The 14,856-nt window shown below is 49.7% G+C and carries 16 protein-coding genes and 1 pseudogene; 6 read left to right on the forward strand and 11 right to left on the reverse strand.

Annotation, left to right across the window (positions count from 1 at the left end; genetic code table 11):
- Window positions 1-59 precede the first annotated feature (59 nt).
- The 3 genes from NQ502_RS07650 (at window position 60) to NQ502_RS07660 (ending at window position 1,727) form a co-directional block, all read left to right on the forward strand.
- Window positions 60-338 carry a type II toxin-antitoxin system HicB family antitoxin gene (locus NQ502_RS07650; RefSeq protein WP_028527593.1) on the forward strand — a complete coding sequence of 93 codons (279 nt, stop codon included), beginning with the start codon at window positions 60-62 and terminating at the stop codon, window positions 336-338.
- A 14-nt stretch (window positions 339-352) separates the two neighbouring features.
- Window positions 353-1,177, forward strand: coding sequence for a MerR family transcriptional regulator (locus NQ502_RS07655; protein ID WP_028527594.1), 825 nt, complete (start codon window positions 353-355; stop codon window positions 1,175-1,177).
- Between the two features lie 73 nt (window positions 1,178-1,250).
- Window positions 1,251-1,727: an SAM-dependent methyltransferase gene (locus NQ502_RS07660; protein ID WP_028527595.1), complete on the forward strand. Its 477-nt coding sequence runs from the start codon at window positions 1,251-1,253 to the stop codon at window positions 1,725-1,727.
- A 52-nt stretch (window positions 1,728-1,779) separates the two neighbouring features.
- On the opposite strand, the gene NQ502_RS07665 is transcribed toward NQ502_RS07660, so the two are convergent.
- From NQ502_RS07665 to NQ502_RS07715, 11 genes and pseudogenes are all read right to left on the reverse strand, one after another.
- Window positions 1,780-3,348, reverse strand: a complete 1,569-nt coding sequence (locus NQ502_RS07665) for a M56 family metallopeptidase (RefSeq protein WP_028527596.1) — start codon at window positions 3,346-3,348, stop codon at window positions 1,780-1,782.
- A 1-nt stretch (window position 3,349) separates the two neighbouring features.
- The gene (locus NQ502_RS07670; protein ID WP_028527597.1) at window positions 3,350-3,709 is read right to left on the reverse strand and encodes a BlaI/MecI/CopY family transcriptional regulator; all 360 of its coding nucleotides are present in this window, start codon (window positions 3,707-3,709) and stop codon (window positions 3,350-3,352) included.
- Window positions 3,710-3,806: 97 nt separating this feature from the next.
- Window positions 3,807-4,595 (reverse strand): tyrosine-protein phosphatase, encoded by a 789-nt coding sequence (locus NQ502_RS07675; RefSeq protein WP_242830224.1) that lies wholly within the window; start codon window positions 4,593-4,595, stop codon window positions 3,807-3,809.
- Between the two features lie 6 nt (window positions 4,596-4,601).
- A pseudogene (locus NQ502_RS07680) lies at window positions 4,602-5,108 on the reverse strand (O-acetyl-ADP-ribose deacetylase); the annotation flags it as partial.
- A 153-nt stretch (window positions 5,109-5,261) separates the two neighbouring features.
- On the reverse strand, window positions 5,262-5,732 hold the full coding sequence (locus NQ502_RS07685; RefSeq protein ID WP_044982979.1) for a threonine/serine exporter family protein: 471 nt from the start codon (window positions 5,730-5,732) through the stop codon (window positions 5,262-5,264).
- Window positions 5,729-6,514 (reverse strand): threonine/serine exporter family protein, encoded by a 786-nt coding sequence (locus NQ502_RS07690; protein ID WP_044982980.1) that lies wholly within the window; start codon window positions 6,512-6,514, stop codon window positions 5,729-5,731. Before NQ502_RS07690 ends, NQ502_RS07685 begins: the two co-directional genes overlap by 4 nt.
- 6 nt (window positions 6,515-6,520) lie before the next feature.
- The gene (locus tag NQ502_RS07695) at window positions 6,521-6,655 is read right to left on the reverse strand and encodes a hypothetical protein (RefSeq protein ID WP_260046695.1); all 135 of its coding nucleotides are present in this window, start codon (window positions 6,653-6,655) and stop codon (window positions 6,521-6,523) included.
- A 9-nt stretch (window positions 6,656-6,664) separates the two neighbouring features.
- Window positions 6,665-7,813, reverse strand: a complete 1,149-nt coding sequence (locus NQ502_RS07700) for an MFS transporter (protein ID WP_028527600.1) — start codon at window positions 7,811-7,813, stop codon at window positions 6,665-6,667.
- 53 nt (window positions 7,814-7,866) lie between these two features.
- Window positions 7,867-8,964 carry a M24 family metallopeptidase gene (locus NQ502_RS07705; protein WP_049898038.1) on the reverse strand — a complete coding sequence of 366 codons (1,098 nt, stop codon included), beginning with the start codon at window positions 8,962-8,964 and terminating at the stop codon, window positions 7,867-7,869.
- Between the two features lie 113 nt (window positions 8,965-9,077).
- Window positions 9,078-10,256: a CD0519/CD1768 family membrane protein gene (locus NQ502_RS07710; RefSeq protein WP_242830215.1), complete on the reverse strand. Its 1,179-nt coding sequence runs from the start codon at window positions 10,254-10,256 to the stop codon at window positions 9,078-9,080.
- Window positions 10,257-10,436: 180 nt separating this feature from the next.
- Window positions 10,437-10,997 carry a helix-turn-helix domain-containing protein gene (locus NQ502_RS07715; protein ID WP_242830217.1) on the reverse strand — a complete coding sequence of 187 codons (561 nt, stop codon included), beginning with the start codon at window positions 10,995-10,997 and terminating at the stop codon, window positions 10,437-10,439.
- Window positions 10,998-11,258: 261 nt separating this feature from the next.
- Here NQ502_RS07715 and NQ502_RS07720 point away from each other — a divergent pair, with 261 nt between their 5' ends.
- From NQ502_RS07720 to NQ502_RS07730, 3 genes are all read left to right on the forward strand, one after another.
- Complete coding sequence (locus tag NQ502_RS07720; RefSeq protein WP_028527604.1) at window positions 11,259-12,689, forward strand: trimethylamine methyltransferase family protein; 1,431 nt, start codon at window positions 11,259-11,261, stop codon at window positions 12,687-12,689.
- A gap of 172 nt (window positions 12,690-12,861) precedes the next feature.
- Window positions 12,862-13,653 carry an electron transfer flavoprotein subunit beta/FixA family protein gene (locus NQ502_RS07725; protein ID WP_028527605.1) on the forward strand — a complete coding sequence of 264 codons (792 nt, stop codon included), beginning with the start codon at window positions 12,862-12,864 and terminating at the stop codon, window positions 13,651-13,653.
- A gap of 12 nt (window positions 13,654-13,665) precedes the next feature.
- Entirely contained in the window at window positions 13,666-14,856 is a 1,191-nt protein-coding gene (locus tag NQ502_RS07730; RefSeq protein WP_028527606.1) for an electron transfer flavoprotein subunit alpha, read from the forward strand.

A 14,856-nucleotide genomic window follows, 5' to 3' on the forward strand; every position in this document is an offset into this window, starting at 1 on the left:
TGTATACTTCTTTCAGACATTATCATATGATTACTATAACTTTTCAAAGGAGATTTCTCATGAATTTTATATATCCCGCTATTTTTCACAAGACAGAGACAGGGCGTTTTACCGCTGTTTTTCCGGACCTGGAGATGTGCCGCGCCGAAGGCGATACCCTGGAAGACTGCATTGAGAATGCAAACAGCGCCGCTTATGACTGGATCTACGTGGAGCTGTCAGAGTTTGACGGACAGCTTCCCGCAGTTACCGATATCACCGATATCCCGCTGAAGGACGGCGATATCGTACGGAACATTTCCGTTCATGTAAGGCTCACCGACGGGTGGGACGAATAAAACACGGAGGTCCCATGTTCAAAATCGGTGAATTTTCAAAACTGACACAAGTGTCTATAAGAATGCTGCGGTATTACGACGAAAATAATCTTCTGAAGCCTGCGCAGGTGGATCCCTATACGGGATACCGCCTGTATTCCGTCGATCAGATTCCCCGGCTCAACCGCATAGTTTTCCTGCGAGACAGCGGTTTTAACGTCGCCGAAATCACAGAATCCCTGAACAGCTGGGATGACGGCAAAGTCATACAGCTGCTCGAGAACAAACGCATCCAACTTGAACAAAACATTCAGGAACAGCAGCAGAAAATTTCCAGGATCGAACTTGCCCTGGCGGATCTTATGCAGGAAAAAAGCGATATGCCCTGCAGCATCACGATCAAGTCCGTTCCCAGCTGTCAGGTACTCTCTCTTCGGAAGATTATTCCCGACTATTATGCAGAAGGCCGGCTCTGGAAAGAGATGTCCGCGTTTGCGGCCAGCCGCCATATCCAGATAACCGGTGATACATTTTCCATCTATCACGACGCAGAATACAAAGAAACGGATGTGGATGTTGAGCTGTGCGCGCTCGTATCACGTATGGAAGACTCCAAAGATGGGTTTCTCTTTCGGAATACCGAAGCAGTCCCCTGCATGGCGAGCACCATGGTATACGGTCCATTCAGTAATATCGCAGGCGCATATCTTACGTTTGCACAGTGGCTTCAGGAAAACAGTCAGTTTCAAATGCTTGGGACGAGCCGTCAGATCGTCCACCGCGGTCCGTGGAATGAGGAAAACCCGGAACATTACCTGGTCGAATTACAGATTCCGCTGAAGGATCATACAAAATCATAAGATTCTTGTTGACTCTCACACAGTGTCAGGGTATACGCTGGATATATCAATCACACATGGGAGGAAAAAACACATGGAAGAATATAAGGTATACCCGATCGGAGAGGTTCATATGGATGAGGAAGGTTTTTTCATTGATCTGGCTCCCTCATACCGCCCTGCTCTTCAGGCGCTTGAGGGATTCAGCCACATCAATGTACTCTGGTGGTTCAGTCACTGCGATAAGAAAGAGCTGCGCCGCATGCTGGAAGCGCCAAAGCCGTACAGGCAATCGCCTGATGTGATGGGCATCTTTGCCACAAGGTCACCCGTACGTCCGAATCCCATTGCCCTGTCTGCCGCAGAGGTCATTCATATCGACGAAGAGCAGGCGCGTATTCAGATTGCTTACATTGACGCCGAAGACGGAAGTCCGGTGCTCGACATCAAGCCATATACGCCGAGTCTCGACCGGATAGAGAATCCGGGCCTTCCCGACTGGTGCCGCCACTGGCCGCGCAGTGTCGAGGACTCCGCTGATTTTAACTGGGAAGACGAATTTAATTTCTAATCAAATGAACCGGACAGGCGTACTTTCTGTTAAGAACCCCTGTCCGGTTTATTTAATCCGTAAATTCCGTATCTGCCACAGTCTCCTGTACCACTGCAGTACCGCCCTCCTCTGCCGTATTGCCATCCCAGTAATCGCTTGCCTGCTCACGTTCTTTCGTGCGCCGGTCAAACTCACTGTCTCCCCTGTGAAGAGCTGCAACCGATGTGATCTGTCCCATGCGGTCCCGGATCACATCGATATCCACAGTCCCCTCATCTCTGGTCTGTACAGACCCGATCATCTCATCGGTATAGACGCGCACGGTCTCTCCATTGTAGAGATACATCCCGGAACTGTCCTTTGTAATTCCGTGTCCTTTATACTCTTCCTCGAGCTCTTTATCATTCAGAAACAGGTTCACGGTAAGCTTAAACGCAGCTTTTTCCACGCCAAATTCTCCGGAAAGCTTCTCCCGTACCCGGCTTGCTATGATATCAGGGTCGTTTGAACTGTCCGTCTTCAAAACATCTAAAATCACGCGGTCCGCTCGTTTACGGGCATTCTCCCCCAGAACGATATCCCTTGAAATTTGTGCCTCCACTCCCCACCGGCAGTCCGAACTTGCACAATAACTGCTAAGATATGAGGAAAACGGTGCCTGCCCTACAGTCGCAAATACTGCAGTCGTACAGAGAAGCAGGCAGACAGCAGCTGCCAGTGTGAAGACCGTAGCTTTCTTATAACGCAGAATACTCTTGATCCGCCGCTCTACCTCTGTTTTGGAAAATGCACTGTAGAGCAGTGCTGTTCTGTTTCCTGTAACTGCCATGGCAAGCAGGCTATATGCATAACCCTGCCGTTCTTCGGCGTCCATTGTCCCCAGCACTGCGGCATCACATGCCGCTTCCAGATCAGCTGAAAGGTATTTCGCCATGACCCACACCAGCGGATTGTACCAGTTCACACAGACGGCGGCCAGCATAACGGTCTTCACCCAGTTGTCCCGACGCCTGATATGCATCGTCTCATGCGTAAGAATATGGCGCAGCATAACGGTATTGCCAAAGTCCATTCCTGTGGGCAGGTAGATTCGCTGATTCAGGATGCCGCATACCAGGGGCGATGCTATCCCGTCATTGGTAAACACCAGCACATCACCCATCTCCATCCCGCGGAGAATTGCATTGATTGTCTCATTGTGCTCCACCAGCAGACTGTTCTTCAGCTTTTGGGAACAGCTTCTTTTCTGATAAATCAACACTCCCGCCGTCGCCGCCATACCCGCCCAAAAGAGAACCACAAGAAGCTGCCGCAAGCTGAAAGAAAACGGTCCTGTTCCCTCAGCCACACTATACTCTGTTGCATTTGAAACATCCGTTCGGGTCCCCACGCTGTCCTCCACTGCAATCGCTTCGCTTTCTGTGTATGGCATCTGCAGCTCCAAAACAGGCGCACTGATCGGGCTGGACAGGGAAAATGGGATCAAAAGGCGAACCAGCACGAGCCCCCAGAGAACAGGAAACACGAACTGAGGCAGACGCTTTTTAAACAGCACCCGAATCAGAAGGACCGCCAAAATCATGATACTTCCATAAAATGCCATCAAATACAGAGGCATATCCATTCTAAAATGCAGCATCCTACTTCGCCTCCTTTATCATTCTGGCAAGCTTCCTGGCTTCCTCCTCAGATATGCCCTGATTTTTTAAAAATGCAGAGAAAAACAGTTCACTGGAACCGCCGAACATCTTGTCAATCAGCTGCTCTGTCTCACTTTGCTGAACTTCGTCCCTCGTGACAAGCGGGCTGCACATGAATCCGGGTTCCTCCCGCCGAACTGCACCTTTTTCAATACATTTTTTGATAACGGTATACGTTGTGTTTTTGTTCCACCCAATACGCTCTGACAGTACGGAAACAATGTCCCTGGCAGATAGTCTCCCCCGCTCCCAGAGTACCTCCATCACCTTCAATTCGGAGTCAAATAGCTTTACATCCATAAAGCCTCCTTTCCAGACTATTGCGATAGTCTTTTCTTTATTTCAGACTATCACAATAGTCTTCTTTTGTCAACAGAAGACTTTTCTATCATGGCTGTCACTCCTCCAGGTAATGTTCCCTGAGCCGCTGTATCTCTTCCGTTCCCAGCGCAAATGCTTCCAGCAGATACTGCTCTATCGAACCATAGCGTTCCAGAACCGCGTCCAGCATGCGTTCCATATATTCAGGGTTCACCCCTGCCAGAGACCGCACCATACCGAGTACATTCCGATCATCTGTATGTTTTCGTGCTTCCTTCATAATACCCGCGATCCTGTCACTCTCTACAATATTCGTCAGTGCAAAATCTCTGAGTATCACCTCTCGATCCGCACCCAGTGCCGACAGCAGCAGCACCGCCGCAGTCCCGGCGCGGTCTTTTCCTCCGGTACAGTGAAACAGAACTGCACCATCCTCATGATTTAAAAGAACCTGAAAAAACTTTTTAAAACCCTCCTGCGAGTACGGATCAAAGGCAAGTCCCAGATACATATTTCCATCCATCAGACCGGAAAGTGCCATCTGCAGCACCGCCTGGGCAGGATCTCTTGTGTACATGCCGGTCATCTCATTCACTTCATGGTCATTCCTGTCTTCCTGCATCAGACCAATGGGGATATACTCCACTCCAGGAATATCGGGGTCCGGCGCCTCCCTGCATTCGTCTGACATTCGCAGGTCTATCACTTTTGTCAGACGATACTTCCGGGTAAGCAGCCGGATGTCCTCCTGTGTCGCGCCAGACAGTTTCCCGCTTCTCAGCAGCACACCGTCTCTGATCTTCTTTCCGCCGGCACACCGGTAGCCGCCAAGCTGCCTGGCATTTTCTACTCCCGATAGACCGATCTCTTTTTCCCATTCCCTTAATGCTGCCTCATACCACTGTTTCGTCCCCTCATCAAAGCAGACCATCGTCACCTGTTCCGGTCTCGGATGCAGCGCACAGTATTCCAGGATCACCCGCACCGCGATTTCGGCCGCTTTTGCCAGAGGAAATCCGTATATCCCCGTGCTGATCGATGGAAATGCTATGCTTCTGCACCCGTACTCCGACGCCAGCGAAAGACAGCTTTTGTAACAGCTCTCCAGTAGCTCCTTCTCCCGGTGATTCCCTCCGCGCCATACCGGTCCCGGCGTATGTATGATATACTTTGCCAAAAGGCGGTAACCCCCGGTAAGTTTCGCCTTTCCCGTCTCACACCCGTTCAGGGCCCTGCATTCTTTTAAAAGCTCCGGGCCCGCCGCACGGTGGATCGCTCCATCCACACCTCCCCCGCCGAGGAGAGACGTATTCGCAGCATTTACAATCGCATCACTCGCCATCTCCGTGATATCTCCCAAAATGATATTCAGTTTCATAGATCCGACACTTCCTTTCTCTCACCTGTTCTGACTGTTATCGGCTATCTCTATATTATCACCCTCAGGTTCTTTTCTCCACCAGTTTCCAGACCGCTCAGACACAAAAGGACCGCCGCGGTCCCTGTATTGAACCGCGGCAGCCCCATTCGTTCATCTTCTCTTTCTTTTCCCTCTGAATACGCCCGCAATCCTGGCGATCGCCTTCTGCGGAATCTCAAACACAAAGATAATGCCAAGGACGATTGCTGCCGCAAGGCATAACGTCTGCCGCCCGTACCGGGAGCACTCCTGCATATCGCCCATGATCATCGAATACACCGTCCAGTAGATCCCTACTCCGGGCACCAGCGGAAAGATCCCCGAGAGCATAAACAGAGTCGCCGGACATTTCAGTGCGGTTCCGCAGACTCTCGACAAAAACACCACACAAGCAGTGGCTATAAAAGTCCCCGTAATATTCGAAAAATTCAGATAATTCACGATACTCCAGCAGATTACCCAGCCGCCCCCGCCGATCAGCCCGCAGTACAGGTAATACTCTCTCGGCACATAAAACATGATTGAAAAAGCGACCGTCCCGAAACAGGCGGCAATAAACTGAAACAACACGGTCATGATCATAGCATGATCCCTCCTGTCAGCCTGTGATACAGGATATAGACGAGACCTACCCCTATGGCGATGCCGCACGTCACGATCAGCGTGTCCAGCATCCTGACAGATCCTGCAATATAATTGGAATCCGCCAGCTCTCTGATCGATGTAACAAAGGATACCCCGGGCAGCAGCGGCATGATGGCCCCTATAACAATCGCACTCAGGTTGCTGCCCAGCCCGATCTTGTACAAAACAACAGATAAAAATGTCGCCAGAAAACCGCCTGCGATGTTGAGTACAATCTTAGACATAGGACGTTCCCGTTTTTCCGCCCAGAGGATGAACACATACAGCAGCAGACCGGCTGCAAACGCCGCCAGGCTGTCCCAGATGTTTCCTCCCGCTACATAGCAGAAACAGGCGGCTCCCAGACCGGAGGCCGCCATCCTGGTATACGCACGTTTTCCTGCCATGTGCTCAATCTCTTCCAGGTGCACCCAGGCTTCTTCCACCGTCCACCGTCCCTCTTCAATCTCTCTGGACAATTTGTTGACCTCTGCGACCTTGCACAGCTGCACACCTGCAAGTGGAATATGTTTCACCTGGGCATAAATCTCATTCTGCTGATTCTCAGCAGTGAGAAAAATCCCGCTGCTGAGCACAAAGGAACTGCTGGCGTCCATTCCGTAATACCGGGAAATCCTTTTTATGGTTTCCTCCACACGATATATTTCCGCCCCGGATGCCAGCAGGATCCTCCCCGCTTTTACCGCGGTATCCAATACAAACTTATCATACTGATCCATAATTCATTATGCTTTTCTGCTTCTTTTCTCCGCCTGAATCTTCATTCTCTTTTCTTTCGTAAGTCCCATCCATGCGATACTTGCGATCAGACCCACGATGGCGAGTCCTGCCAGGATACCAAAGAATACTTTGTATCCCATCGCACCTGCTCAGCGGTCCAGGCACATACCGCCGATGACCGGCATGAAGAACTCCGCGCTGTAACCGATTGGTGTGATAATAGCAGTTGCCGTACCCGTGATCTCCAGCGGATAGTTTCCCTCTTCCATGATTGCAAAATGCATGGACTGAATCGCATACATCGATGCATAAATCGCCGCGATAAATACCAGCAGCATCCAGATCATAGACGGCTGTCCCGGTGTAAAGATAATACCGAAAATGCCGATGATCATGACCACGTAGGAGATGGACAGGATCTTGGAAGAGCCAAATTTATCCGCAAAAATCCCCGATGCAAAGCATCCGACCGGGCGGCAGTACTGTGAGAAATATCCAAGCGCCGCAGCGATAACGGCGGATGTTCCGAACACGGAAGTCGCATACGGTGTGATATAAAAATAACTGATGATCATGGCATAAGAGCAGAAAATAATTAATATCTGCAGCCAGGTCGTCGGCATTTTTGCCACACGTTTCAGAATCTTCATATCGAAAAGTTTCTTCGGTCCTTCTTCTCCCTCCGAACGCGCCGGCTCTTTAAACATAAAGAAAACCAGAATACCGAGGAGAACACAGATCACCGAATAAATGATAATGACCGCCGAAAGAGCCGTCTTATCCGTACTGACTTTCGCGAGGTATCCAAACAGTGCCAGTACAATGGCAGACTGCACCATGTTAACGATTCCGCGTCCGCCTTCAAAAAATCCGAACGCCTTTCCCTGCTCATCAGAATTCGCCAGGGAACGGATTGCCTTTACGAGTGCACTCCAGAATGTCAAAATAGACGTAATTCCCCAGATACAGTGTATCGCAAACACCACAGGATACGGCGGAAATAACAGCAGTACAAATCCGCAGATGCCTGTCGTCACCAGCGAAATGGTCATCAGATGTCTTGCCGGCCAGCGGTCCGCACAGAAACCGCCGAGGAAATATGCAAACACACTGAACCCGCCGAACGCACTTCCCAGCGCGCCCATCTGCGTATTCGTAATTCCAAAGCACTCCACAAACGCATCATAATAATAGCTTCTGAAATAAGGCAGTGCATAAATCAATGCCCCCGATATGATAAGAATTATCAGTGTCGGCATATTCTTTTTCAGTTTACTTCCCGTAGTTACTTGTCCCATAGCTTCCTCCCAATCACTTTTGCTCTTTCCCTTTGCTCCCTCTCGATCATGTATCAGTACCTCACGATCTGGTCTTCCAGCTTCTTCGTTCTTAACGTCAGCGTCCGGCAGCCATCCTTCGTCACAAGAATATCATCCTCGATCCTCACACCGCCTACGCCTTCTATGTAAATACCCGGTTCAATCGTAAACGTCATCCCTTCCTCCAGCACCAGATCACTGGCGGATGTAATGTACGGCTCCTCGTGGACGTCGAGTCCCAGTCCATGACCCGTCCTGTGCAGGAATAATTCGCCGTATCCGGCATTTGTGATCACATCTCTTGCCGCCCTGTCAACATCCGATGCCTTTACACCCGGCTTCACTGACTCGATAGCCGTCAGGTTTGCCCTGAGTACAATGTCATAGATCTCCGCAAGCTTTGGATTTCCGACCTTCCCCACAAACAGACAGCGTGTGATATCTGACCAGTAATAGTTGTAGTATGCACAGAAGTCCATCAATACAATGTCCCCCTCCTGAAATGCATAATCACCGCTGACACCGTGCGGGTTTGCGGAGTTTGCAGCTGCCAGTACCAGAATGATGAATTCATCCGTGATAAATCCAGGATAGGAAGCCATATATGTATACAGCATCATATTCAGTTCTTTCTCTGTCATCCCCGGTCTGATCTTATCAGATACATAGGCGACAGCTTCGTCGACGATCTTCGCTGCAAACTGCATCGTCTCTATCTCTGTTTCATCCTTAAACATCCGAAGCTGTGCAATGCAGTCTCCCAGATCTTCAATCTGACAATCCAGCGAATGGAAGATCTCCCCGATCCGCATGGAAAAATACTTTTTGTCCACCGCAAGTACCGTGCATTCCCCCACAACCTCACGTATCGTATCCGCAGGACCGTCTTCATCCAGATACGTTTTTTCCGGAACGGCACCCTTCATACACCCCGTGTCCACGCTCGGATTAACCATGGTGAGTTCCTGAGTTCCGGCATCCAGCACCAGCCCATAATATCTCTCGTAAGGAATGATATGTATCCCTGTCAGATAGTTGATCGACATGGGGTCTCCTATGATCGCTTTATCGTATCCGGATTTTTTCAGAATTTCACAGGCTTTTAACTGTCTCACTCTTAATACATCCATATTTTTCTCCTTATTAAATTTTATTAATTTTTTTCACACACATGATTCTTGTTAATTACTTTATCATGTTTTTTAGTTTTTATCAACCGTTTTTATATCTATTTTATGATTTTTCAAAAAATCATCATGAATAACTGATAAAACCAATGCGCAGCAACACCTGCGCACAGGCCTCCGATCGTATGACTGAAAATGGCTTTTCCGGTCAGTTTTTTACATCCGAGCGAATCCATCATCGCGACATGTGTACTGAGATAGCCGCTCCAGCACATACACATCGCCGTAAACACCGCGATATCATTTCCTGTTGCAATCCCATCCTGCACCATCTTAGGCACCAGACCGATGGCGGCTCCTGCTGCGCCAAGAGCTGTAACCGGAACCGCTACGCACATGGAATTCGTGAATCCAAACAGCGGTTCCAGAATAAACTGCAGCTTATCCCCGATCGCCGGCAGCAGTGCCACGCCTTCATAAGCCGCTCCCGTATACACGCCGGAAGCGGCAGGTCCGTTCGTGAGCATCAATACCAGTGTACAGATGATGATTACGCCCGGAATGATGGCAACTCCCATTTCCACTCCTGCCTTTCCTCCGTCCAGGATCGCTCCGAGCACACGGTTGCCGATGGAGCCCGGGCGCACTTCCCTCTCATCCGCCATCAGCGTCTGTCCATTGACAGAACAATCACACATTTCCTGTTTTCCAAAAAGCTTAGACGTAAAGATCAGCATGATGCGGACACTGATAATGCTTCCCACGACAGCCCCAAGATTCCCTATCAGCGCCGGAAGGATAAAGGTTCCTCCCCCGGGATTCTTGATTCCGATCATGAACGTGGTGATAATCAGTCCCATACCGAATGCCGTACCGATATTGGTGAGCGCAGGAAGCTGATATTTTTTAAAATACCGGCGAAATCCGCTCTGGTCTGCAAGCGTCAGAATCGCAGGATTATCGGACAGATACGTTGCAAGCACACCGATGATGCTGGCTCCCGGAAGTCCGTACAGCGGTTTCATCAGCGGAGAAAGGATTTTATTGATCAGCGCCACGACCCCGAATTCTGTAAAAAGCCCCGATATCGCCCCCGCCAGCACTGCAATCGCCATGATATACAATACCGTATCGATCAGAAGCTGATACCCGGTATTCATCATGGTGTTAATCATGTTGACCGCCCCCATCTGACTGCCCAGATACACAAAAACCCCCGCAAACAATGCCAGAAACACAAAGACTTCCAATCCTACCACTGGTTTCGTTTTAATTTTTTCCATTGCCCGTTCCATAAATACCTCCCATATACTTTTGTGAAATTTTTATTTACTTTTTCACGTACAAATAATTTATAATAAAATTATATAATTTTGAACGTGTAAAGTCAATTTATTTCAAAAGAAAATGAATTCTTATAAAAACTGCACAAAAAAGGCTGTGAGATTTCTCTCACAGCCGAATGGCATTTCCTTTTAATCTTCTTCCTTAATATCCCATATCCGGGACCAGTAGGACACGCTTGGATCTGTCTCGCTTTTATTATAATAGCAGTGCCTCGTATGCGCTTTCACATATACACTGTCACCGGTCTTCAGCTCAAACACTTCTCCATCAATATCAATGGTAAGTTCCCCGTTTATCACTGTTCCGACCTCTCCGAACTCATGTGTCCACCACTCACCGCTGGTCTCTGACATCGGCGGCAGTTCTGTAACCAGAAAACTTGCATGCTCAATACCGAAATCGATCATCTCGATGCGCATGCTGTGCTCTTCATCGATCGTGATATCACGGTCTTCTCTGCGGATAATAATTTTTTCTTCGGCGTTTCGCTCCAGCAGGTCCCCCAGTGAACTGTGAAATACCTCGCATATCTTCTGTATATTCATCAGCGTCGGGCTGGTTATGTTTCTTTCAATGTTGCTCAGATAACCGGTAGACAATCCAGTCTCCTTCGCCAGTTTCTGCAGTGTCATTTTCCTGGATTTTCGCAGGCTCCGGATACTGCTTCCAATTCTGTCAAGATTGCCCACTGTTTTCCCCCCTTCCTGTATTTGTGATCGTGTTACTTTTTGTCTATTATACACCATAACAGTATAAAAATAAATGCATTCTCAATAAATTAATCACTTTTTTATATAAATGAAAATGTTTTACATTTTTTCACAACCCTGTTGACAAAATGCATTTAACGGGATATCATGAATTTAAATGAAAGACGTGATTATGCACAAGATCATTTTCATTTCGCACATGATTCTTGTAAAAACAAACAAATTCCTGGAGGGCTATTTATGAACTTTGTACCACAGTTAAATTATGTCAGTGAAGAACAGATTGAAAAGCTGCATCAGTATGGTATGGGAATACTGAAAAAACTCGGTATGCGCGTTGAGGATCCCATGATCCGGAAATTACTCTGTGAGCATGGCTGTACCGAGAACGGCGACCGCATCCTCTTTACAGATACATTAATCGGAGACATGCTGAAAGCACAGAAAGGCCGTGTAACCATGACCTCGGCTGTGACCGGCATGAAAAAAGAGATGGAAATCGGAAAAACATTCGTACACAGTACCGGAGGAGCGCCTTGGATCGCGGATATGAAGACTGGAAAACGCCGCAACGGAATGCTCACAGACCTGATTGATACCATCCGCGTGATGAATCAGCTTCCTGAGCTGGATCTTCCGTGCGCCCTGGTTTATCCGAGTGAAATCCCCTCCGCAGTCACTCAGCTGAAACAGACGGCCACGATGCTGAAATATTCCCATAAGCCGATTTACGGACCCGGGATCTCTGTCGCCAGCAACGCAAAATATATTGCAGAACTTTTCAAAGTCTACGGAGGCAGCTCACTGGCAGACAATCCGATCGGTATGGTGGGCATCTCCCCGGAATCACCGTTGTTCCTGCCAAAAGAAATCACTGACACCATGAGCCACATCGTGCGTGCCGGTATCCCGGTCAGCATACTGGCTGCACCGATGGGCGGACTGACTTCTCCGCTGTCCGTTGCCGGAACGGTCGCACAGGCACACGCGGAGATCCTGGCATTTGCCTGCGTTTCTTATCTTATGAATCCGGACTGCGTGCTGTTCTACGGCTCCAGAACATTCTTTGCAAATATGAAGAACAGCCAGAGCATCCTCGGCCTGCCTGAGACCGGCATCTCCAGTGCCCTGGCAGTACAGCTCGCAAACCACTGCGGTTTCCTGTCAGACGTCTATGGTCTTTCCTGCACAAGCTGTGCAATGGACGAACAGGCGGGCTACGAAAAGATGATCAATGCAATGCTGCCCGGACTTGCGGGTGCAACCCTGATCACAGGTTTCGGAAGCACCGCAAGCGTAATGTGCTGTTCCTTAAGCCAGCTCGTACTGGACAACGAGATCATCGCCATGATCCGCAAAGCCAAGAAACCATTTACAATCACGGAGGAAGAACTCGGCTTTGAGTCACTGGAGTACGTGATCAACGACGGGGAAACCTTCCTCGAACAGGAGCACACCATCGATCACCTCCACGGAGAGGTATTCCAGCCGTCTATCGGCTTTGACAGTGTATGGGCAGACTGGATCAAGTGCGGAGAAATCCCGCTGACCGAACGCGCCGCTGACCGCGCACTCGAATTGATCCAGAACGACGAAGTTCCGGAAACGAAACCCGAGATCACAGCTGAAGTCGAAAAAATACTGGCTGCGGCAGAAAGAGAATTATTATAAACCATTCAGAGAATATTCCGCTCACACAGTTGAGCGGAATTTTTTTGTTTATCAGCCATGCCTTTTATAGCGCTTCCCTAATGACAATTGCAAGTGACATCTCTCCTTACTTATGCTATAATCTTGTTATTCAATGCACTAAAGCTTTAAAGCAAAGAAGAGAGGACACAGCATGAAAATAATTGTATGTATCAAGCAGGTGCCGGCAACCAGTGAAGTGGAGGTTGATCCTGAAAACGGCACGTTGAAAAGACTCGGGTCGCAGACCAAGACGAACCCTTACGATCTGTTCGCACTGGAGACTGCTCTCCGTCTGAAAGAACAGGCCGGCGGAACGGTGACTGTCGTGACCATGGGACCTCCTCAGGCAGAACAGATGATGAAAGACGCCTATTCCATGGGCGCTGACGACGCTGTTATTCTGTCAGACAAGAAGTTTGCGGGTTCTGATGTACTCGCCACTTCCTACACTCTGGCCCAGGGAATTCACGCGCTCGGAGGCTACGACCTGATCATCTGCGGAAGGCAGACAACGGACGGAGACACTGCTCAGATCGGGCCTGCTATTGCAGAACACCTCGGAATCCCGCACACTGCATGGGTCAGCGAGATCTGCTATGTATCAGAGAAAACCATATCCGTCCGTCAGGATCTGTTCAGTATTACACAGGTTTCTTCCATGAATTATCCGTGTCTGATCACCGTGGATAAAGATATCTTCGTACCCCGTCTGCCATCCTACCGCCTGAAAAAGGCCACCGCTGACCGGCCGGTCAGATACCTGTCCTTCGACGATATGCCAGACAAAGATCTGACACGCTATGGACTCGTGGGTTCTCCTACGACCGTGGAGCGGATCTTTGCACCACCAGGGGCAGAGAAACAGGTTTATATCGCCGGAGACGCTGCTCAGAAATCCAGGCAGCTGTATGATCTGCTGAGAAAGAAAAAATATTTAATTTAGAAAGGAGCGCATATGGATCTGCTAACTTTTAACGCCGCACGGTGTGATCTGTGCGAGGAATGCATCAGAAGCTGTCCCTTCCAGGCGCTCACCATGGAGGCCTCCGGCATCCGGGTCGGTGAAACCTGCCGGATGTGCGGCGTCTGCATCAAATGCTGTCCGCAGCAGGCGATCCGTTTTGAACAGAAAGCCGGTACCGTGAATAAAAAGGAATGGCGGGATATTTTAATCTACGCGGAACAGGAGGAATGCGGCATTCATCCCGTCGCCTATGAGCTGATCGGAGAAGCCGGAAAACTTGCCGGGCGCGTTGGCTATCATGTGAACTGCATTCTGCTGGGAGGCCCGGGGACCACGGAAAATGCTGAAAAACTGTTGTCCTATGGAGTACATAACATCTACGTATACGAGCACGAAGGGCTTTCCGCATTTAAGACCGACTGCTACACGGATGCGTTCGCCGACTGCATCGCATCCACTAAACCATCCGTCGTGTTGATCGGTGCTACGGCACTCGGGCGGTCCCTTGCGCCGCGCCTTTCCACGCGCTTCCACACCGGACTGACTGCCGACTGCACGCAGCTCGAGATGCGGGACGATTCTGACCTGGTTCAGATCCGCCCCGCGTTCGGAGGAAACATCATGGCTCAGATCCTGATCAGCCAGTCCCGTCCGCAGTTTGCCACGGTGCGCTACAAAGTCATGGACCGGGCAGAAAAAACGCCGTATCCCACAGGAAACATCATACACTGCGAGGTGACGGATGCCATGGTCCGCTCACGCATCACAGTCACCGAGCGCAGTACCATCAGAAGAACGAAATCCATCGAGGAGGAGGAAGTCCTTGTCGTTGCCGGACGCGGCGTAAAAAGTGATAAAGACCTCGGGATGCTTCGGGAACTGGCCGCCCTGCTAGGCGGACAGCTCTGCTTCACACGTCCGATGGTGGAGGCGGGATACGGCGACAGCACACACCAGATCGGCCTCTCGGGGCGGACAGTAAAACCGAAACTGATAATCACCTGCGGCGTATCAGGAGCAATCCAGTTCACCTCCTGCATGAACGGTTCTGAATGTATCGTCGCCATCAACAGCGACCCGGAAGCTCAGATCTTCAGTGTCGCCAACTACTGTATCGTCGATGACCTGTACGAAGTCATCCCGTCACTGACCGCGCAGATTCGCGCAGGAAAGGAGGCCTGA

The organism is Ruminococcus gauvreauii (assembly GCF_025151995.1).
Lineage (GTDB): Bacteria > Bacillota > Clostridia > Lachnospirales > Lachnospiraceae > Ruminococcus_G > Ruminococcus_G gauvreauii.